The organism is Roseicyclus persicicus, assembly GCF_012395815.1.
Lineage (GTDB): Bacteria > Pseudomonadota > Alphaproteobacteria > Rhodobacterales > Rhodobacteraceae > Roseicyclus > Roseicyclus persicicus.
Map to the genome: position 1 here is coordinate 113,215 of NZ_JAAZQQ010000001.1, position 18,003 is coordinate 131,217.

Annotated in this window: 19 protein-coding genes and 1 tRNA gene; 14 read left to right on the forward strand and 6 right to left on the reverse strand. The window is 71.3% G+C overall.

The window, feature by feature from the left end; genetic code table 11:
• Positions 1–4: 4 nt before the first annotated feature.
• Positions 5–163: a cbb3-type cytochrome oxidase assembly protein CcoS gene (gene ccoS, locus HCU73_RS00615; protein WP_168621472.1), complete on the forward strand. Its 159-nt coding sequence runs from the start codon at positions 5–7 to the stop codon at positions 161–163.
• Between the two features lie 105 nt (positions 164–268).
• Here ccoS and HCU73_RS00620 read toward each other — a convergent pair whose 3' ends face one another.
• Positions 269–1,147 carry a DMT family transporter gene (locus tag HCU73_RS00620; RefSeq protein WP_168621473.1) on the reverse strand — a complete coding sequence of 293 codons (879 nt, stop codon included), beginning with the start codon at positions 1,145–1,147 and terminating at the stop codon, positions 269–271.
• Entirely contained in the window at positions 1,144–1,812 is a 669-nt protein-coding gene (gene mnmC2 / locus HCU73_RS00625; protein WP_168621474.1) for a tRNA (5-methylaminomethyl-2-thiouridine)(34)-methyltransferase MnmC2, read from the reverse strand. Before mnmC2 ends, HCU73_RS00620 begins: the two co-directional genes overlap by 4 nt.
• 68 nt (positions 1,813–1,880) lie before the next feature.
• On the opposite strand from mnmC2, the gene HCU73_RS00630 reads away from it, so the two are divergent.
• Entirely contained in the window at positions 1,881–2,915 is a 1,035-nt protein-coding gene (locus HCU73_RS00630; protein ID WP_168621475.1) for an NAD(P)/FAD-dependent oxidoreductase, read from the forward strand.
• On the opposite strand, the gene HCU73_RS00635 is transcribed toward HCU73_RS00630, so the two are convergent.
• A complete protein-coding gene (locus HCU73_RS00635; protein WP_168621476.1) occupies positions 2,912–3,451 on the reverse strand; it encodes an NADPH-dependent FMN reductase in 540 nt (179 codons plus the stop codon). The two genes, HCU73_RS00630 and HCU73_RS00635, sit on opposite strands and share 4 nt — an antisense overlap.
• A gap of 55 nt (positions 3,452–3,506) precedes the next feature.
• Here HCU73_RS00635 and HCU73_RS00640 point away from each other — a divergent pair, with 55 nt between their 5' ends.
• Positions 3,507–5,129, forward strand: coding sequence for a thiamine pyrophosphate-dependent enzyme (locus tag HCU73_RS00640; RefSeq protein WP_168621477.1), 1,623 nt, complete (start codon positions 3,507–3,509; stop codon positions 5,127–5,129).
• Between the two features lie 69 nt (positions 5,130–5,198).
• Here HCU73_RS00640 and HCU73_RS00645 read toward each other — a convergent pair whose 3' ends face one another.
• Complete coding sequence (locus tag HCU73_RS00645; RefSeq protein WP_420853571.1) at positions 5,199–6,563, reverse strand: mechanosensitive ion channel family protein; 1,365 nt, start codon at positions 6,561–6,563, stop codon at positions 5,199–5,201.
• A gap of 247 nt (positions 6,564–6,810) precedes the next feature.
• On the opposite strand from HCU73_RS00645, the gene leuC reads away from it, so the two are divergent.
• Positions 6,811–8,214 carry a 3-isopropylmalate dehydratase large subunit gene (gene leuC / locus HCU73_RS00650; RefSeq protein WP_168621478.1) on the forward strand — a complete coding sequence of 468 codons (1,404 nt, stop codon included), beginning with the start codon at positions 6,811–6,813 and terminating at the stop codon, positions 8,212–8,214.
• A 79-nt stretch (positions 8,215–8,293) separates the two neighbouring features.
• On the opposite strand, the gene HCU73_RS00655 is transcribed toward leuC, so the two are convergent.
• Both HCU73_RS00655 and HCU73_RS00660 read right to left on the reverse strand, forming a co-directional pair.
• Positions 8,294–9,505: an MFS transporter gene (locus tag HCU73_RS00655; RefSeq protein WP_168621479.1), complete on the reverse strand. Its 1,212-nt coding sequence runs from the start codon at positions 9,503–9,505 to the stop codon at positions 8,294–8,296.
• A 13-nt stretch (positions 9,506–9,518) separates the two neighbouring features.
• Positions 9,519–10,649: a HupE/UreJ family protein gene (locus HCU73_RS00660; RefSeq protein ID WP_168621480.1), complete on the reverse strand. Its 1,131-nt coding sequence runs from the start codon at positions 10,647–10,649 to the stop codon at positions 9,519–9,521.
• Positions 10,650–10,667: 18 nt separating this feature from the next.
• Between HCU73_RS00660 and HCU73_RS00665 the strand changes: the two genes are divergently transcribed.
• From HCU73_RS00665 to HCU73_RS00710, 10 genes are all read left to right on the forward strand, one after another.
• A complete protein-coding gene (locus HCU73_RS00665; RefSeq protein ID WP_168621481.1) occupies positions 10,668–11,477 on the forward strand; it encodes a DUF4198 domain-containing protein in 810 nt (269 codons plus the stop codon).
• 46 nt (positions 11,478–11,523) lie between these two features.
• Positions 11,524–11,799, forward strand: coding sequence for a toxin (locus HCU73_RS00670; RefSeq protein ID WP_168621482.1), 276 nt, complete (start codon positions 11,524–11,526; stop codon positions 11,797–11,799).
• On the forward strand, positions 11,796–12,110 hold the full coding sequence (locus tag HCU73_RS00675; protein WP_210730443.1) for a CopG family antitoxin: 315 nt from the start codon (positions 11,796–11,798) through the stop codon (positions 12,108–12,110). The genes HCU73_RS00670 and HCU73_RS00675 overlap by 4 nt, the downstream gene beginning before the upstream one ends.
• A 70-nt stretch (positions 12,111–12,180) precedes the next feature.
• On the forward strand, positions 12,181–12,786 hold the full coding sequence (leuD, locus tag HCU73_RS00680; protein WP_168621484.1) for a 3-isopropylmalate dehydratase small subunit: 606 nt from the start codon (positions 12,181–12,183) through the stop codon (positions 12,784–12,786).
• Between the two features lie 319 nt (positions 12,787–13,105).
• Positions 13,106–13,840: a hypothetical protein gene (locus tag HCU73_RS00685; protein ID WP_239025405.1), complete on the forward strand. Its 735-nt coding sequence runs from the start codon at positions 13,106–13,108 to the stop codon at positions 13,838–13,840.
• 149 nt (positions 13,841–13,989) lie between these two features.
• Positions 13,990–14,886: an endonuclease/exonuclease/phosphatase family protein gene (locus HCU73_RS00690; protein ID WP_168621362.1), complete on the forward strand. Its 897-nt coding sequence runs from the start codon at positions 13,990–13,992 to the stop codon at positions 14,884–14,886.
• Between the two features lie 77 nt (positions 14,887–14,963).
• Entirely contained in the window at positions 14,964–16,067 is a 1,104-nt protein-coding gene (gene leuB / locus HCU73_RS00695; protein WP_168621486.1) for a 3-isopropylmalate dehydrogenase, read from the forward strand.
• Between the two features lies 1 nt (position 16,068).
• Positions 16,069–16,812, forward strand: a complete 744-nt coding sequence (locus HCU73_RS00700) for an SDR family NAD(P)-dependent oxidoreductase (protein WP_168621487.1) — start codon at positions 16,069–16,071, stop codon at positions 16,810–16,812.
• A 52-nt stretch (positions 16,813–16,864) separates the two neighbouring features.
• Positions 16,865–17,830, forward strand: a complete 966-nt coding sequence (locus HCU73_RS00705; protein ID WP_168621488.1) for a DMT family transporter — start codon at positions 16,865–16,867, stop codon at positions 17,828–17,830.
• An 87-nt stretch (positions 17,831–17,917) separates the two neighbouring features.
• Positions 17,918–17,994: transfer RNA gene (locus HCU73_RS00710), tRNA-Pro, on the forward strand.
• Positions 17,995–18,003: the final 9 nt, after the last annotated feature.

The following is an 18,003-nucleotide window of genomic DNA, read 5'->3' on the forward strand; positions in this document are numbered from 1 at the left end:
CGCGATGGACATTCTCGGCCTGCTGATCCCGGTCAGCCTCGGCATGGGCCTCGCGGGGCTCGTGGCCTTCTGGTGGATGCTGCGCAAGGGGCAGTTCGACGACCCCGACGGCGACGCCCACCGCATCCTGCGCGACGATTACGACGACAAGCCCAAGGAGTGAGGGCGCCAGCGCCTTGCAAGGCGCTGCGCCAGAGCCTTGCAAGGCTCTGGCCGCCTCTTGCAAGAGGCGGGCAAGGGTCTTGCAAGACCCTTGCGCCGCGGCCCGTCAGGCGCGCCCCTTTTCCTTGGCGCGGGCGCGCAGGAGCGTGAACACGCCGGCCGCCACCACCAGCGCCGCGCCGAGCGCCACGTTCCATTCCAGCCGCTCGCCGAACACCGTGATCCCCAGCGTCGCGGCGAAGACCAGCTGCAGGTAGGCGAAGGGCTGCACCGCGCTGGCCTCGGCCACGTCGTAGGTCTTGATCAGGAGCCAGTGCCCCAGCGCCCCGGTCACGCACAGGAGCGCCATCCACCCCCAGTCCGGGCCGGTCATCGGTTCCCAGAACCAGACGCCGACGGCCGTCATCACCACGCAGCCCACGGTGCCGGTGTAGAAGAAGCTGACCGTCGTGGTATCCTTGCGCGCCGCGTAGCGGGTCAGGAGCCCGTAGAGCGCGAACATGAAGGCCGCCGCCAGCGGCACCAGCGCCTCGGGCTGGAACACCCGCACCCCCGGCTGCAGGATGATGAGCACCCCCACGAAGCCGATCCCGATTGCCGTCCAGCGCCGCCAGCCGACCTTTTCGCCCAGGATCGGGCCCGAGAGCGCCGCCACCAGCAGCGGGTAGGAGGTGAAGACCGCGTGGCTTTCGACGAGGCCCAGCAGCACGAAGGCCAGCACCATCACGCAGATCTCGGTCGCCAGCAGCACGCCGCGCGTCACCTGCACCCAGGGCTGCGAGGTGGCCGCCGCGGCGCGCAGACCGCCCGCGCTGCGCGCGGCCATCGCGATGACGAAGGCAGCGAAGAACCAGTAGCGGATCATCACCACCATCAGCACGTTGTATTCGCCCGCCAGGTGCCGGCTGATCCCGTCCTGCATGGCGAAGACGAAGGTGGTGGCGACCATCAGCCAGATGCCGAGCCGCGTGTTCTGCGCGCTCATGGGCGGCGGCCCTTCGTCATGTGCCGCTTGCGCCCGTAGCCGGGGATGCGGTCCACCGTGAAACCCGCCGCGGCCAGCGCCGCGCGCACATGGCCCGCCGCCGAATAGGTCGCGCAGGTGCCGCCGGGGGCCGTGTGCGCGGCCACGGCGCGCAGCAGCGCGGGCTCCCACAGCTCGGGGTTGCGGGCGGGGGCGAAGCCGTCGAGGAACCACGCGTCGGCCTGGTCGTCCCAGGCCGGCACCGTGGCGCGCGCGTCGCCGAACACGATGCGGGCCGAGAGGGTGGGGGTCTCGATCCGCCCGTCCCCGTCCAGCGCCGCGGCGATGGCGTCGGCATAGGGCGCGGCCTCGGGGAAGGCCGCAAGCGCGGCGCGGGCCTCGGCGCCGGCCAGCGGGAAGGCCTCGAAGCTGGTGAAGCGGAGGGGGCCGTTGGTCCCGCTCGCGTCCCATGCCAACGCCGCGGCGACGAGGTTCAGGCCGGTGCCGAAGCCGAGCTCGGCGATGTGGAAGCCGGGCCGGAAGCGGTCGGGAAGGCCGTTGCCGGTCAGGAAGACGTGGCGCGTCTCGGCCAGCCCGTCCTCGAGCGAATAGAACGGATCGTCAAAGAGTTGCGAGACCGGCACGCCGCCCTCGCGCCACGCGATCTGATGTCTCGGCTGGTCCATGCCGCGCTGCTCGTCTAATCCTGCCCGGGATACGGCCGCGACACTGCGGCAAGCATGCGGGATTGGCAATGGCGGACGTGACGGTCCACGGGGCGGGGATCTTCGGCCTCTCGATCGGCTGGGAATGCGCCCGCCGCGGGGCAAAGGTGCAGGTGGTCGACCCTTTCGGGGTCGGTGCCGGGTCGTCGGGCGGGCTGGTCGGCGCGCTGGCGCCGCATGTGCCGGAAAACTGGAACGCCAAGAAGCAGGTCCAGTTCGAGAGCCTGGAGATGGCCGAGGGGTTCTGGGCCGGGGTGGCCGAGGCCGGGGGCACCGATCCGGGCTATGCGCGGACGGGCCGGCTGCAGCCGGTGGCGGACGAGGCCGCGCTGGCGCTGGCCCGGCAGCGGGCCGGGGGCGCGCGCGACCTCTGGCAGGGGCGCTACCTGTGGCAGGTGGTGCCCGCCGCCGACCACCCGGGCCTGCTCGACAGCCCCACGGGCTGGCTGATCCACGACACGCTGTCGGCCCGCCTCCACCCCCGCCGCGCCTGCGCCGCGCTGGCCGCCGCGATCGGGGCCACGGGCGGGCGCATCGGCGCCGAGGCGGAGGGGCCGGCCGGCGTGGAGGTCTGGGCCACCGGCGCCGCGGGGCTGCAGGAGCTGTCGCAGGCGCTGGGCAAGCCCGTCGGCACCGGGGTGAAGGGGCAGGCGGCGCTGTTCGCCGCCGACCTGCGCCATGCCCCGCAACTGTTCGCCGAGGCGCTGCACATCGTGCCCCATGCCGACGGGACCACCGCCATCGGCTCCACCTCGGAACGCGACTACGCCGACGCGACCGGCACCGACGCCCAGCTAGACGCGCTGATCGACACCGCCCGCCGGCTCTGCCCCGCGCTGCGCGACGCGCCCGTCATCGACCGCTGGGCCGGCGTGCGCCCCCGGGCCCGGTCGCGCGCGCCGATGCTGGGCGCGCACCCGGCGCGGCCGGGCGCCCATGTCGCCAATGGCGGCTTCAAGATCGGCTTCGGCATGGCGCCGATGGTGGCGCGGCTGATGGCCGACCTGATCCTCGACGGCCGCGACGCGATCCCCGACGCCTTCCGCCCGGAGGCGAGCCTCTAGGCGGCCGCCCGACGCAGATCGGCCATCAGCTCGGTCAGGAGCTTGACCGGCATCTCGTTCACCAGCCGCCCCTCGGCGTCGAATTCCCGGTCGGGCGCCGCGATCATCACTTCGGGGCCGGGCAGCACGCGGGCGCGGAACGGGGTCAGTGCGTGGCGGAGCGTCATCTGCGTCCGCTCGCCCCCCGCTCGCCCCGCCGCCGCCGACAGGATCGCCACGGGCTTGTCCCGCCACGGGCCGCCCTTGGTCCGGCTGACCCAGTCGAGCGCGTTCTTCAGCACGCCCGACATCGCCTTGTTGTACTCCGGCCCCGCGATCACGATGGCATCGGCGGCCTTGATCTGGTCGGCCAGCAGCTGGACCTCGGGCGGGATGCCGTGGGCGGTCTCGAGATCGCCGTCGTAGAGCGGCAGGCGCAGGTTCGCGTCGACGAATTCCGCCGGGTCGAAGATCCGCGCGGCCTCGAGCATCAGCTTGCGGTTCCACGACCCCGCCCGCAGCGATCCACAGATCCCAAGAAGCCTCAAGCTGGACATTCCCCGCGCCCTCCGTTCAAAACCATGTCCGCGGCAGATAAACCGGGAGGTCGCCATGTCCAAACGCCACGGGGGAAAAATCCTCGCCGACCAGCTGGCGATCAACGGGGTCAGGCGCGTGTTCTCGGTGCCGGGCGAAAGCTTTCTCGCCGCGCTCGACGGGCTTTACGATCACGCCATCCAGAATGTCGTCTGCCGGCAGGAGGGGGGCGCGGCGATGATGGCCGAGGCCCACGCCAAGCTGACGGGCGAGCCCGGGGTGCTGTTCGTCACGCGGGGGCCCGGCGCGACCAACGCGTCCTCGGGCCTGCACGTCGCGATGCAGGACCAGACGCCGATGGTGGTGTTCGTGGGCCAGATCGCCCTGACCGACCGCGACCGCGGCGCGTTCCAGGAGGTGGATTACCGGCGCTTCTTCAGCCCGCTGGTGAAGTGGGCCGCCGAGGTCGAGACCACCGCGCGGCTGCCCGAATACATCGCCCGCGCCTTCCATGTCGCCCGGTCGGGCCGCCCCGGCCCGGTGGTGCTGGCGCTGCCCGAGGACGTGCTGTCGGCCGAGGCCGATGTGCCCGACCTCGGCCCCGCGCAGGTGCCGCAGCAGCCGGTGGATGCGGGCGCGGCCCATGCGCTGCTCGACCGGCTCCTGTCGCATGACCGCCCGCTGGTCGTGGCCGGTGGCCCGGGCTGGAGCGCCGAGGCGCAGGCCGATCTGCAGGCGCTGGCCGAGGCGACGGGCCTGCCCGTGGCCGTCACCTTCCGCCGGCAGGACTACATGGACAACGGGCATCCGAACTACATCGGCGACCTCGGCGTGGGCATGAACCCGCGGCTCGGCGCGCGGCTGCGGGCGGCCGACGCCCTCCTGATCCTCGGCGCCCGGCTGGGCGAGACGGCGACCAACGGCTACACGCTGGTGGACCCGGCCGCGCCCGGCAAGACCATCCTCCACGTCCACCCCGACCCCGACGAGATCGGCGCGGTCTACCAGCCGACGGCGAGCCTCGCCGCGCCCGCCCCCGCCGTTCTGGCGGCGCTGCGCGGTGCGAACGGGCGCATCCGGGATGCTGCGTGGACGCAGGCCGCCCGTGCCGACTACGAGGCCTGGCAGGTGCCGCAGGAGACCCCCGGCGACGTCAAGATGGAACAGGTCGTGCGCCTGATCTCCGACCGCTACGCCGGCCGCGCGATCTACACCAACGGGGCTGGCAACTACGCCGCCTTCCTGCATCGCTACGGGCGCTACCACGGCTACCGGACGCAGCTCGCGCCGACATCCGGCTCGATGGGCTACGGGTTGCCCGCCGCGGTGGCGGCGAAACTGGAACACCCCGACCGCCCGGTGATCTGCTTCGCCGGCGACGGCTGCCTGCAGATGACGATCCAGGAGCTGTCGACCGCCCGCCAGCACGGCGCCGACATCACCGTCATCATCGCCAACAACGGCCGCTACGGCACGATCCGGATGCACCAGGAAAACCACTACCCCGGCCGCGTCTCGGGCACCGAGCTGTTCAACCCCGACTACGTGCAGCTGGCCGCCGCCTATGGCGGGACCGGGCACCTGGTGACGGGGATGGACCAGCTGGCGCCCGCGCTGGACGCCGCCGACCGGGGCGGGCTGCACCTGATCGAGTTGCGCCTCGACGCGCGGATGCTGAGCACGACGAAGTCCCTCTGACCTCATCTTTGCTTTCCAAATACTCAAGCGACGCCGGCCGCCGGGCGCGCCGCTGCGGGATGGGGCGCCTCAGTCCGCCACGGCGGCCCGCGCGGCGCTGTCCAGCACCGTCACCTCGCGCTGGGGGAAGGGGATGGTGATGCCGTTCGCCTTGAAGGCGTCCCACAGCGCCAGGTAGACGTTGCCGCGGATGTTGGTCAGCCCCTCGGTCGGGTCGCGGATCCAGAACCGCAGGATGTAGTCGACGCTGGAGTCGCCGAAGCCCACGATGTGGCAGACCGGCGGCTTGTCGTGCAGCACGCGGCGCACGCCCTTGGCGGCCTCGACGGCGATCCGGCGCACCTCGTGCGGGTCGTTGGCGTAGGCGGTGCCGAAGAACAGGTCGAGGCGCACGAACTCGTTGGAATGGGACCAGTTCACCACCTGCCCGGTGATCAGGTCCTCGTTCGGGATCAGGTATTCCTTGCCGTCCCGCGTCACCACGCTGGCGTAGCGGGCGCCCAGCGTCTCGATCCAGCCGAAGGTGTCGCCGAGGCTGATGACGTCGCCGGGCTTGATCGACTTGTCGAGCAGGATGATGACCCCCGACACCAGGTTCGACACCACCTTCTGCAGGCCGAAGCCGAGGCCCACGCCGATCGCGCCCGACAGCACGGCAAGGCCCGTCAGGTCGATGCCCGTGGCCCGGAGCCCCACGAAGATGGCCAGCCCGTAGAGGCCCAGCTGCGTCAGCTTGACGATCAGCACCTGCATCGAGGGGGAGATGTCGGCGTTGCTCTGGATCCGCGCGGCCGTCGCACGCGACAGGAGCCGCGCCCCGATCACCAGCGCCGCGACCACCACCGCCGCCTGCACCACCAGCAGGAGCGACAGCCGCATCCCGCCGAACGACACCCCGATCCCGTCGAGCAGCCGGGCGGCCTCGTCGCGGATGTTCAGGATCGCCAGCGTGACGTAGATCCAGGCACCGTAGCGCACCACCATGCGCAGGATCGCGGAGCGGATCAGCCGGGTCGTCAGCGCCACGAAGAGCCAGGCGGTGGCCAGCTCGGCCACCACGGTCAGAAGGTAGGACCGCGACGGCCAGGTGACCTCGCGCATGATCCAGACCGTGGTCCAGACCAGCGCCACGAAGAAGATGCCCATCAGCCGGCGGTGCACCACCACGAGGACGCGCATCCGCCAGGTCGGCCAGCCCTCGCGCGTGCCCATCCAGGCGCGGATGCGGTCGCCGAAGACCTGCCGCAGGATCCAGGCCGCCAGCAGCAGCGCCAGCGCGATCCCCAGCTGGTAGGCGTTCCACGGGCGCAGCAGCGTTTCAAGGAAGGTGGCGGCCTGCCCAAGGAGGTCGCGGCCGAGCGCGGCCAGCTCCTCGGGGCCGGGCATCTGCCCCGCTGCGGCGTCGGTCCCCGGTGTCGGGGTCTCTGGCTCCATGCCGGCCTTTCCCGTTGCGTACCCGAATCCTATCCCATCCCGCCCCCGCCGCAAGCGGAACACTTGGATTCGCCCGCGCGGCGATGTATCCGCGTCGCTGACATGACCGGGCTTTTCGACATCGGGGATCGGGCGCGCCTGCCCTGGCGCTTTCACGGCGCGCGCCGGTCGCGGCTGGGCGGTCTCTGACCGCGCCCGCCGCCTGCCTGACCCCCGAGACGCCCGCCCCCCGAAGGACACAGACCCGATGACCGGCAAGACGCTCTACGACAAGATCTGGGACGCCCACCTCGTGCACGAGGCCGAGGATGGCACCAGCCTGCTCTACATCGACCGCCACCTCGTGCACGAGGTGACCAGCCCGCAGGCCTTCGAGGGGCTGCGGATGACCGGCCGCAGCGTGCGCGCACCCGACAAGACCATCGCGGTGCCCGACCACAACGTGCCGACCACGGCGGGCCGCGAGAACCCCGCCGAGATGCCCGAGGAAAGCCGCATCCAGGTGGCCGCGCTCGACAAGAACGCGCGCGACTTCGGCATCCACTACTATCCCGTGACCGACATCCGGCAGGGCATCGTGCACATCGTCGGCCCCGAGCAGGGCTGGACCCTGCCGGGCATGACGGTGGTCTGCGGCGACAGCCACACCGCGACCCACGGCGCCTTTGGCGCGCTGGCGCACGGGATCGGCACGTCGGAGGTGGAGCACGTGCTGGCCACCCAGACGCTGATCCAGAAGAAGTCGAAGAACATGAAGGTGGAGATCACCGGCCGGCTCGCGCCGGGCGTCACCGCCAAGGACATCACCCTGTCCGTCATCGGCCACACCGGCACCGCCGGCGGCACCGGCTACGTGATCGAGTATTGCGGCGAGGCGATCCGGTCGCTGTCGATGGAAGGCCGGATGACCGTCTGCAACATGGCGATCGAGGGCGGCGCGCGCGCGGGCCTGATCGCGCCGGACGAAAAGACCTTTGCCTATGTCATGGGCCGGCCCCATGCGCCCAAGGGCGCGCAGTGGGAGGCGGCGCTCGCGTGGTGGAAGACGCTCTATTCCGACGATGACGCGCACTGGGACAAGGTCGTCACGATCCGCGGTGAGGACATCGCGCCGGTCGTGACCTGGGGCACCAGCCCCGAGGACGTGCTGCCGATCACCGGCGCGGTGCCGGCGCCCGAGGACTTCAAGGGCGGCAAGGTCGACGCGGCGAAGCGGTCGCTCGACTACATGGGCCTCAAGCCCGGCACGCCGCTCAGGGACATCGAGATCGACACGGTGTTCATCGGGTCCTGCACCAACGGCCGGATCGAGGACCTGCGCGCCGCGGCCGCGATCCTGAAGGGCAAGAAGATCAAGGTGAAGCGCGCCATGGTCGTGCCGGGCTCGGGCCTCGTGCGCGCCCAGGCCGAGGAGGAGGGGCTGGCCGAGATCTTCCGCGAGGCGGGCTTCGAGTGGCGGCTGGCCGGCTGCTCCATGTGCCTGGCGATGAACCCCGACCAGCTCCAGCCGGGCGAGCGCTGCGCGGCGACCTCGAACCGCAACTTCGAGGGGCGGCAGGGGCGCGGCGGGCGCACCCACCTGATGAGCCCCGCGATGGCGGCGGCGGCGGCTGTGACCGGCCGCCTGACGGATGTGCGCGAGCTGATGTGACGGCCGCGGGCAAGCGTCTTGCAAGACGCTTGCCCCGATCTTGCAAGATCGGCGGAAGGGTCTTGCAAGACCCTTCCCCTCACCCCGCCCGGGACAACGCCCGGGTCACCCAGACCATCGCCACCGACAGCCCGAGGCACCACACCGCCATCACGCCCGCCTGCTGCGGCACCGGGATGCCGGCGTCGATGATGACGCCCCCGACGCCCGGCCCCAGCGCGGTCGAGACGACCAGCACGGCGCTGGCGACCGCGCGGACCGATCCGATGTGGTTGGTGCCGTAGGTCGCGGGCAGGAGCGTGCCCCAGACCGTGTTGGCGATGCCCTGCGTCACCCCGATCAGCCCGATGGCGACGATCCAGGCCAGGGGGGTGTCCGCCAGGCCGATCATCGCGATGCCGACCCCCATCGGAACGGCCGCCAGCGGCAGGAGCCGGGCCGGCCCGAAGCGGTCTGCGAACCAGCCCGCGGCGAAGGCGGCTGCGACCTCGGACAGCGCCCAGGCGGGATAGGCGGGCGCCATGGCGACCAGCGACCAGCCCTTGATCTCGGCGATGTGGACCTGGTGGAAGAACACGACCGTTCCGACGTAGCCCGGCGTCAGCATCAGCGGCACCAGCGCCCAGAACAGCCAGTGGCGCAGCGCCTCGCGCCGCCGCCAGTGCCGCCCGCCGAGGCCCGGCGCGCCCGCGACGCCGCCGATGCTGCCCTGCGGGGACCGGTCTTGGGCAAGGAGCCAGAGGAGAAGCGGCAGGATCACCACCAGGAGGATCGCCGCCACCACCAGCCAACTCGCGCGCCAGCCGATCCAGCCCATCAGGAGCACGGCGGGCAGCGGCAGGAGGATCTGGCCCGTGGTGTAGCCGAGATTGGCGATGGCCATGGCGCGGCCGCGGGTGGCGACGAACCAGCGCGCCATCGCGGTCTGCTGGATGTGGCTGAACATGCCCTGCCCGCAGAAGCGCAGCAGGAACACGGCGATGCCCAGCATCCAGACGGCCTGACCGACCGCCATCAGCACCGCCGCCCCGGCAAAGACCACCGCCACCATCGGCGCGAGCCGCGACAGGGGCACCGTGTCGGCCCAGGATCCGCGCCCGAACAGGAGCGCGGCCGAGGCCAGCGTCGCGGCGGTGTAGATCAGGCCCCACTGCCCGTCGGTCAGGCCGTATTCGGCCCGGATCTCGCCCGCGAAGAGCGCGATGAACCAAGTGTGCCCGAGGCAGGCCCCGAGCGCCAGCAGGAGGCCGGTGGAGAGCCAGCGCCGGTTCTCGGCCAGGAAGCTCAGCATGTCGTGGGGGCCGTCAGAGGAGCGTGCGTTCCACCACCCAATACGCCCCCACCGCGGCGATGGAAAGCGAGGCCGGAATGGCGATGGCGCGCCGGTACCAGGGCCGCGCGATGAACCAGCCGGTCAGCGCGAAGGCCCCCGCGATCACGGCGAGCTGGCCGAACTCCACCCCGATGTTGAAGCCCACCAGCGCCTGCACGAAGCGCCCCGAGGCGATGCCGTAATCGCCCAGCACGCTGGCGAAGCCGAGGCCGTGCAGCAGCCCGAAGCCAAAGACCAGCGCCGTGCGCCCGCGGACATTGCCCCATCCCAGCGTGTTCTCGACCCCGACGTAGACGATGGTCGCCGCGATCAGCGGTTCCACCACGCTGGCCGGCACCGTCACCGTGCCGGTCGCCGCCAGCGCCAGCGTGATCGTGTGCGCCAGCGTGAAGGCCGAGACCTGCCACAGCAGCGGCCCCACCTGCGTGGCGAAGAAGTAGAGGCCGAGCACGAACAGGATGTGGTCGAGGCCCAGCGGCACGATGTGTTCGAACCCCGCCCCGATGTAGCGCAGGAACACCGCGCCGGCGCCCTCGGTCAGCACCTCGGCGCGGGGCAGTTCGGGCGTCATCTCGCCGCCGGCGAGAAAGCCCTCGTAGGCGTCGTCGCCGCCGCCCACCTGCCGCGGCACGAAGGTGCCGTAGCCCGGCGCGAGGCCCAGCCGCACGCCGGCCCCGCCGGGCGGCAGGTCCGCGGTGACGGTCAGGATGCTGTCGCGGGCCAGTTCCAGGTCGCCCGCGGCGGGGATGTCGACGGCGGCGATGACGGGCGTCAGGCGCTGGCCCTCGACCTCGATCAGGAAGCCGCGGCCGATGCGCGCCCAGTCGGCCCGGAGCGCCGCCTCCAGCCGCTCGGGCGCCATCGCGCGGAACATGTCGTAGAGCGCCGCCTCGGGCGCGTCGTTGGTGTTCTGCACGCTGTCGAGGTCGATGCCGGCCAGCAGCGTCTCCAGCGTGATCCGCAGGGTCAGGGTGACCTGCTCGGCGCCGACCTCGACGTCGGCGATGGTCGGCCGGATCTCGTGCGCGCGGGCGGCTCCTGCAATCGTGAGCAGGAGCGCCATTGACAGGCCGAGCAGCCGGGACAGGATCGGGCGGGACATCAGGGAAGGGACCGGGCGATGAGGATCTTGAGACTGGCCGTGACAGTTGCGGCGATTGCCCTCGGTGGCAAGGGGGCGCTGGCTCACGAATTCTGGATCGACCCCGACGCCTTCGTGGTCGCGCCGGGCGCGGTGGTCGCGGCCGACCTGCGCGTCGGGGAGGAATTCCGCGGCAATGCGCAGGCCTACCTGACGCGGAATTTCGACCGCTTCGAGATCCGGACCGGCGGAGAGGTGCGGCCGGTCGAGGGGCGGCTGGGCGACATCCCCGCGCTGTCGGTGGCGGGGCTGCCCGAGGGGCTGGCTGTCGTGGTGCACCAGACCCGCGCGCTGCCCCTGACCTGGTCGGAGTGGGAGCGTTTCCTCTCCTTCGCCGAGCACAAGGACCTGGGCGACGTCACCGCGATGCAGGCGGCGCGCGGGCTCGACCAGGTCGACGTGCGCGAGACCTACATCCGCTACGCCAAGTCGCTGGTCGCGGTGGGCGAGGGGGCCGGGCAGGACGCCCGCGTCGGTCTCCGGACCGAGCTGGTGGCACTGACGAACCCCTACACCGACGACCTGTCGGGGGGCATGGCGGTGCAGCTCTGGCTCGACGACGCGGTGCGGGCCGACGCGCAGGTGGAGCTGTTCGACGAGGCGCCCGACGGCAGCGTGACGATCACGCTGCACCGCACCGACGCAGACGGCATCGCGCGCCTGCCGGTGACGCCCGGCCACCGCTACATGGTCGACGCCGTGGCGCTGGAGCCGGTGGAGCCCGCGGCCGCGACCGACCCGGAGTGGCGCACGCTCTGGGCCAACCTGACCTTTGCCGTGCCGGGGTAGGCGGGATTGAGCGGCATGTCGTGATATTGTATATACAGAGTATGTTGTGGTTGCGTATCGGTGGAGTGCAGAGAAGGAGGCGGCGCTGCGGGCCGATCGGGGGCTGGAGTTCGACGCCCTCGTCCTCGCGATCGAGACGGGCGGCCTGCTCGATGATATCGAGAACCCCAGCCGCAACTTTCCGCACCAGCGGGCCTACGTGGTCGCCTGGGACGGGTACGCGGTCATCGTGCCCTATGTGAGGGACGGTGACACGGTGTTCCTGAAGACCGCCTATCGCAACCGGAAGGCGACGCGCCGCTATATCGGAGACCAGTCATGAAACGCCCGGGCCAGATGAAATTCGACGAAACCCCGCTCGACGACGAGGAGCGCGAGATCATGGAGGCCTTCGACAAGGCCTTCGACGAGGGCACGCTGGTGTCCCACCTGACCCCCGAACGGAAGGCCGAACTGGAGGAGATCGCGCGCACGACGCTGGCGGCCCGGCGCAAGCCGATCTCGCTGCGGTTGCCGGTCGAGGATCTGGAGCGGCTCAAGGCCCGCGCCGCCGAGCTGGGGATGCCCTACCAGACGCTGCTCGCCTCCATCGTGCACCAGTATGTCGAGGGCCGGCTGGTCGAGCGGCGCTGAGCCCCATCGCCGCCTTGCCCGCCCGGCCCCGAGCGGCTAAAGCGGGCGCGTCCGACCGAGGAGACGCCCCATGGAGAAGTTCACCACCCTGACCGGTATCGCCGCGCCGCTGCCGCTGATCAACGTCGACACCGACATGATCATCCCCAAGCAGTTCCTGAAGACGATCCAGCGCTCGGGGCTTGGCAAGAACCTCTTCGACGAGATGCGCTACGACACGGACGGCAACGAGATCCCCGATTTCGTGCTCAACCGGCCCGCCTACCGCAACGCGCAGATCCTGGTCGCCGGCGACAACTTCGGCTGCGGCTCCTCGCGCGAACATGCGCCCTGGGCGCTGCTCGATTTCGGCATCCGCTGCGTGATCGCGCCGGGCTTTGCCGACATCTTCTTCAACAACTGCTTCAAGAACGGCATCCTGCCGATCGTCCTGCCGCAGGAGGACGTCGACAAGCTGATGGACGACGCCGAGCGCGGCGCCAACGCCATCCTGACCGTCGACCTGGAAAACCAGACGATCACCGGCCCGGACGGCGGCTCGATCTCCTTCGAGGTCGACGCCTTCCGCAAGCATTGCCTGCTGAACGGGCTGGACGACATCGGCCTGACGCTGGAGAAGGCCGCGGCCATCGAGGCCTTCGAAACGCAGGCCGGACAGGCGCGCCCCTGGGTCTGAGGCCCGGCGGCGCCCGCCGGCGCTGTGATGCAAACCGGCGACACCCATGATGCCAATGCGGCGGAATTGTGGCGAAAGGGCGTCGCAATTCTTGCCAGCCCGTCAACCTTTAGGCACCTTGCCGCCAAAAGAATGCTTTCAATGCGTGGCGTTATGCGACGCATCGGAGTGATAACCGGCGGTCCCGATGCCGCCGCGATCGAGGTGAGAGGCAGTGCTGGCTAGGCTTGTGGGCGCCCTGGTGCGCGCGGCCATCGTGGTATTGGTCGTCGCGACTCCGTCGCTGCTCCTTCCGGGGACCACCCAGGAAGGCGCGCAGATGGTGATGCTCGTGGGGCTGACGCTGGGCCTGTTCACGGCGATCGAGTATGGCTCCACCTACCCCGCGCTGATCGAGTTCCGCGACGCGCCGCCCTTCAACCGGGTGCGCATCCTGTCGCTGCTGTTCATGCTGTTCTTCCTCAGCGTCGTGGCCGGCGGGTCCGATCCGGGCTCGACCCTGCCGCTGGTGCTGAACGCGCTCGGGCTTCTGATCGGCGAGGCGCTGGACGTCTCGTGGAGCCCGCTGACCGTGGTGCTGAACAGCATTCCGGCCACGGCGGCGCCGGTGTCGGCGCTGCAGGTCAAGGTCATGACCGGGCTTGCGGCCTTCATCTCGCTGGCGGCGCTGGTGGTGTTCGCGCTTCTCCTGCGGCTGCAGCAGTGGCCGAGCCGGGGGCAGGCCTTCAACGTGTGGGTGAACCTGCCCACCTTCGACCCCACGACCGGTGGCGACGTGGTCGCCCGGCTGACCCGGGACGCCCGCGTTAACATTATCTTAGGCATTAGCGTTGCATTCATCCTCCCGGTGGTCGGCCTGACCGCGGCCAACCACATCGGGCTGCAGGTCGTCGCCTCGCCTCACGCGATGGTCTGGGGGATCGCGCTATGGATGTTCCTGCCGCTCAGCATGGTCATGCGCGGCATGGCGATGGCGCGGATCGCCGGGATGATCCGCCAGCGCCGGGCCCGGCTGGTGGCCTCGGTCGGGGCGGACGCCGCGCGGCTGGCCTGATCCTTGCCATCCTTCTGGCCGCCGCGCCGGGGGCGTTCCCCCGTGCCGCGGCCGCCGACACCCTGCGGCTTGCCACCTTCCACAGCGGGCTGAGCCGGGACGGCCCCGGCCTCCTCCTGCGCGACATCCGCCGGGGCGAGGACGCGCAGGTGGCGGCCAGCCTGCAGGTCATCGCGGCGGCCGATGCCGACATCGTTCTCTTGCAGGACGTCGACTGGGACGCCGGGCTGGCCGCGCTCGACGCGCTGGCCGCGCGGCTGGCCGAGGCGGGCGCGGCCTATCCCCACCGGCTGGCGCTGCGCCCCAACACGGGCCGGCCCACGGGCCACGACCTCGACGGCGACGGGCGCAGCTGGCGGGCGCGGGATGCCCATGGCTACGGGCATTTCAGCGGGCAGGGGGGCATGGCGCTGCTGTCGCGGCACCCGATCGGGCCGGTGCGCGACTTCAGCGCCTATCTCTGGTCCGACCTGCCGGGCGGCGCGGCGGCGTCGGTCGTGCCCGAGGCCGCGCTGCCGGTGCTGCGGCTGGCGAGCGTGGCCGCCTGGGACGTGGCGGTGGAGGCCCCGGGCGGCCCGCTGCACATCCTGGCGCTGCACGCCGGCCCCCCGGTCTTCGACGGGCCCGAGGACCGTAACGGCCGCCGCAACGCCGACGAGCTGCGGTTCTGGCAGCTCTACCTCGACGGCTGGGCGCCCGGGGGGCCGGGGCTGGCGACCGACCGCTTCGCGCTGATGGGCACGCTCAACCTCGACCCCGACCGGGGCGAGGGGCGGCGCGCGGCGCTGGCGGCGCTGCTCACCCATCCGCGCCTGCAGGACCCGGTCCCGCGCCGCCCCAGCGGCGGGACCGAGACCGCCGACTGGCCCGAGCCGGTGCCCGGCGACCTGCGCGTCGATTACATCCTGCCCTCGGCCGCGCTACGGGTCGCGGCGGCGGGCGTGCTCTGGCCCGAGGGGGAGGACGGCGTGCTGCCCCTGTCGGTCGCGGCGGCGGCCTCGGACCACCGCCTGGTCTGGGTGGACATCGGGATCGCGCCGCCCTGAGCCGCCCGGGCTTGCTTGACGCCCCGTCACGGCTTGGCTAGGCGAGGCTGACCAATCCAGCCAAGGGACACCCGACCATGACCGACCGTTCTCTCCTGATCCTTCCCGGCGACGGGATCGGCCCCGAAGTGATGGCCGAGGTGCGGAAGGTCATCGACTGGTTCGGGACGCGGGGCATTTCCTTCACCGTGACCGAGGACCTGGTGGGCGGCGCGGCCTACGACGCGCACGGCACGCCGCTGACCGACGCCACCATGGCCAAGGCGCAGGAGGTGGACGCCGTCCTGCTCGGCGCCGTGGGCGGGCCGAAATACGACGTGCTGGATTTCAGCGTGAAGCCCGAGCGCGGCCTGCTGCGGCTGCGCAAGGAGATGGACCTCTACGCCAACCTGCGCCCGGCGCAGTGCTTCGACGCGCTGGCCGATTTCTCGTCGCTGAAGAAGGACGTGGTGGCCGGCCTCGACATCATGATCGTGCGCGAGCTGACCTCGGGCGTCTATTTCGGCGAGCCGCGCGGGATCATCAAGGAAGGCAACGAGCGCGTGGGCATCAACACCCAGCGCTACACCGAGTCCGAGATCGCCCGCGTGGCCCGGTCGGCCTTCGAGCTGGCGCGGCGGCGGGGCAACAAGGTCTGCTCGATGGAGAAGGCCAACGTCATGGAATCGGGCGTGCTGTGGCGGCAGGTCGTGCAGGAGGTGCGCGACGCCGAATACCCCGACGTCGAGCTGTCGCACATGTACGCCGACGCCGGCGCGATGCAGCTGACGCGCTGGCCCAAGCAGTTCGACGTGATCGTCACCGACAACCTGTTCGGCGACCTGCTGTCCGACCTCGCCGCGATGCTGACCGGGTCGCTGGGGATGCTGCCCTCGGCCTCGCTCGGCGCGCCGATGGAGAACGGCCGGCCCAAGGCGCTGTATGAGCCGGTGCACGGCTCGGCCCCCGACATCGCGGGGCAGGGCAAGGCGAACCCCATCGCCTGCATCCTGAGCTTTGCGATGGCGCTGCGCTATTCCTTCGACCTCGGGTCCGAGGCCGAGCGGCTGGAGCACGCCGTGAACGCGGTGCTGGCCGATGGCCTGCGCACCGCCGACCTGATGGGCCCCGAGGGCGGCACGCCGATTTCCACGGCGCAGATGGGCGACGCCATCGTCGCCAAGCTGGCCGCCAGCGTCTGACATGCGCAGGGCGCTCGTCACCGGCGCGGCGCGGGGCATCGGGCTGGCCACCACGCGGCTGTTCCTCGAGGAGGGATACCGCGTGGTCATGGTCGACCGCGACGCGCCCGCGCTGGCCGAGGCGGCCGATGGGCTGGCGGGCGTCGTGCCGGTGGTGGCCGATGTCTCGATCCCGGCGGAGGTCGCCCGCATGGTGGAGGAGGCCGGCCTGTCGGACGGTCTCCACGCGCTGGTGAACAACGCGGGCGTGGCCGATTTCGGGCCGATCGAGGCGACCGACTTCACCCGCTGGCGCAGGGTGATGGAGACGAACCTCGACGGCGTGTTCCTGGTCAGCCAGGCCCTGACCCCGGCGCTGCGGGCCGGGCGTGGGGCCATCGTCAACATCGCGTCGATCTCGGGCCTGCGCGCCTCGACGCTGCGGGTGGCCTACGGCACGTCCAAGGCGGGGGTGATCCAGCTGACCCAGCAGCAGGCGGTGGAGCTGGGCGAGCACGGCGTCCGCGCCAACTGCGTCTGCCCCGGTCCGGTGCGCACCAAGCTGGCCATGGCCGTGCACACGCAGGACATCATCGACGCCTACCACGACGCGATCCCGTTGAACCGCTACGGGTCGGAACGCGAGATCGCCGAGGCCATCGCCTTCCTCTGCTCGGAGCGTGCCAGCTACATCACCGGGCAGGTGCTGGCCGTCGACGGCGGCTTCGAGGCGGCGGGCGTCGGCCTGCCGGCGCTGCGCCGCTGACGGCGCGCGGACGGGTTTGACGGCGGGGCCGGGCCGGGGCAGTGTCCGGCCCATGACCGACACGAGCCCCATCCTCCGCGGCGCGCTTCTCGCGCTCCTGGCCTTCGGGATCTACGCCACCCATGACGTGATCATCAAGGCGCTGGGCGGCACCTATTCGCCGGTGCAGACCGTGTTCTTCAGCGTGCTGTTCGGCTTTCCGCTGGTGACGCTGCTGCTGCTGCGCGACCGCTCCGAGGCGAACCTGATCCCCAAGCACCCGCTGTGGACACTGGTCCGCACCGTCGCCGTGGTCATCACAGGGGTCACGGCCTTCTATGCCTTCTCGGTGCTGCCGCTGGCGCAGACCTACGCCATCCTCTTCGCCGCCCCGCTGCTGATCACGCTGCTTGCGATCCCGATGCTGGGCGAGCGCGTGGGCATCCGCCGTGGCATCGCCGTGGTGGTGGGGCTTGCCGGGGTGATGGTGGTGCTGCGCCCCGGGGCCGAGCCGCTGACGCTGGGCCACCTCGCGGCGCTCCTGTCGGCCTTCACCGGGGCGCTGGGCGCGGTGATCATGCGCAAGGTCGGGCGCGAGGAGCGGTCGGTGGTGCTGATCCTCTACCCGATGATCGGGAACTTCCTGTTCATGGGCGCGGCGCTGCCCTTCGTCTACCGGCCGATGCCGCTGATCGACCTGGCCGGCCTCGCGGTGATCGCCGCGCTGGCGCTGGTGGCGACGCATCTGGTGATCCGGGCCTACCGGGCCGCGCCGGCCGTGGTGGTGGCGCCGATGCAGTATTCCCAGATCCTCTGGGCGACCTTCTACGGCGTCGTCCTGTTCGACGAGTCGCTCGACCTGCCCACCGCGCTGGGGGCGGGGATCATCATTGCCTCGGGGGTCTACATCGTGCTGCGCGAGGGGCGCGTGGGCGTCTCGCGGACCACGCCGGTGCTGCGGACCCGCACGCGGCTGGGCCTGCCGGTGTCGCCGCGCGTGTCCACCCTGATGCGCGACCGGGAGGACCCGGCCGAGTGACCGGCGCGGCCGCCGCGGCGATCCGCGCGGGAGCGGCCGAAGCCTCTTGCAATGCCGCCCCGGCGGCGCTATCCCGCGCGGCACGGTCGGAGTGTAGCTCAGCCTGGTAGAGCACTGTCTTCGGGAGGCAGGGGCCGGAGGTTCGAATCCTCTCACTCCGACCAGTTCATCAG